The organism is Desulfovibrio sp. An276 (genome assembly GCF_002159665.1).
Classification (GTDB): Bacteria; Desulfobacterota; Desulfovibrionia; order Desulfovibrionales; family Desulfovibrionaceae; genus Desulfovibrio; species Desulfovibrio faecigallinarum.
In genome coordinates, this window is sequence record NZ_NFJC01000072.1 from 1 (window position 1) to 1,728 (window position 1,728).

Sequence of the window (1,728 nt, forward strand, 5' to 3'; positions counted from 1 at the left end):
GTTTTACGTAAACCAGGCGACGGGGAGCGATACGCTGGACACGGGCAGAGGTGAGTCGGCAAGCAAGCCGTTTAAGACGATTCAGGCGTGCGCAAACTACGTGTCTAGTAACTATAATGTTGGCAATTATATTGTTTCAATAATCGTATCTTCTGGTACGTATGAGGAAAAGTTGACGCTTGGCTCATATTCACGGACAAGCGGATATATAATTATTCAAGCAGCTACAAATGAAACAGTAACTATTTCTACAGAAAATGGTAATTTAGTTTCCATTAGGAGTAATTCAGTATGGTATATTAGAAATATTAATATTATACATAATATTTATTCTCCTAATAACGGAATAGCAAATTTCTTTCATACAATATCTGTCGGAACAAATTCAACAGCTAATTTAACTGGTTGCACAATAAAGACAGAATATAGTGGAGAATCTCCTAGCTCTGGCACAGCAACTATTAGAATGTTTCATGCTGGAAATAGTAGCCAACTGTCATTATGTCTGTATAGCAACGAAAGTTCTATAGAATATCATAAAGGAAATGCCAACTGGCTATATGTATTTTTTGCAGATGGTGGAGGAACTATAAGAATCGAAGGCTCTAATGATAGCTCAGTAGAAGGAGAAATAACAGTATTTGGTGAATGCACAAGTTTTGCCATGGCTAGTGGAGGAAGTATTTTTGTGAACTCTTCTTACCTGGTAGACCCTGTTTTTACTGTACCAGGCGATAAATCTGCAACAGGAAAAAGGTATGAAGCGACAAGTGGAGGAACTATAAATACAGGGGGGCAAGGAACGGAATACTTTCCGGGAGACAGTGCTGGAACTGTAGAAACAGCGTCATATAGCTGGTACAAATAGATTATGAATATCAAGCATACCAAGAATAAGTTTCTGATTGAACAGTACCAGCAGTAGAACCAGGAAAATATTCTTCTCCTCCACCAGCAACCGCTATAGCTCCTCCGCTAGTACAATAATATCTCTTTCCAGTAGCTTCACCAGTGATAACTGGCAGGCTATTTGTATTCCTAGCTATTTTACCTCCAACTGTACTAGAAACAAAAACAAATGAACCTGATATTTCAAAAATATTTGTACTTGTATCACCTATAATATCAATAGTTCCATTAGTATAAGTAATAAGTCCTGTTATTTTATTGCTTTTTGTTGAGCTAAAAATACCTTTGATTGTCATAGGAGCATTCAACTCAATTTTTCCACTAGAATTTACTATTCTTATTCTATTAAGATCTATTTCATCTGTTGTTTCAGTTTGATATCCTTCTAGTATACAATCTGTCATATATACATATGCATATTGTGATATATCAAGCGCATCAACATATATATTAGAACCGTTAGGATTAACCCTGCTATCTAATGCTCTAATAGTAAATCTACGGATATCAACTCTTGCGAAGCTGCTAGCAGTTACAGTAAGCGCTTGACGCGGTGCATTATATTTTGTTTCGATAATAGTATCTGTTTTTGAATTTCCATATAGACGGAGGGTACCTGTTGTTCGGTTTATTTCTGGTATTACTATGCATTCCGCATATGTTCCAGCTGCTACGTGGATAGTTAAGTCATAAGTTCCGATGTTATAATTACTGCAGATATAATCTAGACACGCTTGGATAGTTTTGAACGGCTTGCTCTCTGATTCTCCCCTCCCTGAGTCCAGCGTGTCCGCCCCAGTCGCCTGGTTTACGTAAAAC

General features: G+C 37.3%; 2 protein-coding genes. One reads left to right on the forward strand and one right to left on the reverse strand.

Features of this window, described 5'->3' with window-relative positions:
* Nucleotides 1-868 (forward strand): hypothetical protein (locus tag B5F76_RS14665; protein ID WP_204218443.1); only part of this gene is annotated, 868 nt, incomplete at its 5' end.
* 10 nt (nt 869-878) lie between these two features.
* On the opposite strand, the gene B5F76_RS14670 is transcribed toward B5F76_RS14665, so the two are convergent.
* A partial coding sequence (locus B5F76_RS14670) for a pectinesterase family protein (protein ID WP_204218444.1) occupies nt 879-1,728 on the reverse strand: 850 nt, incomplete at its 5' end.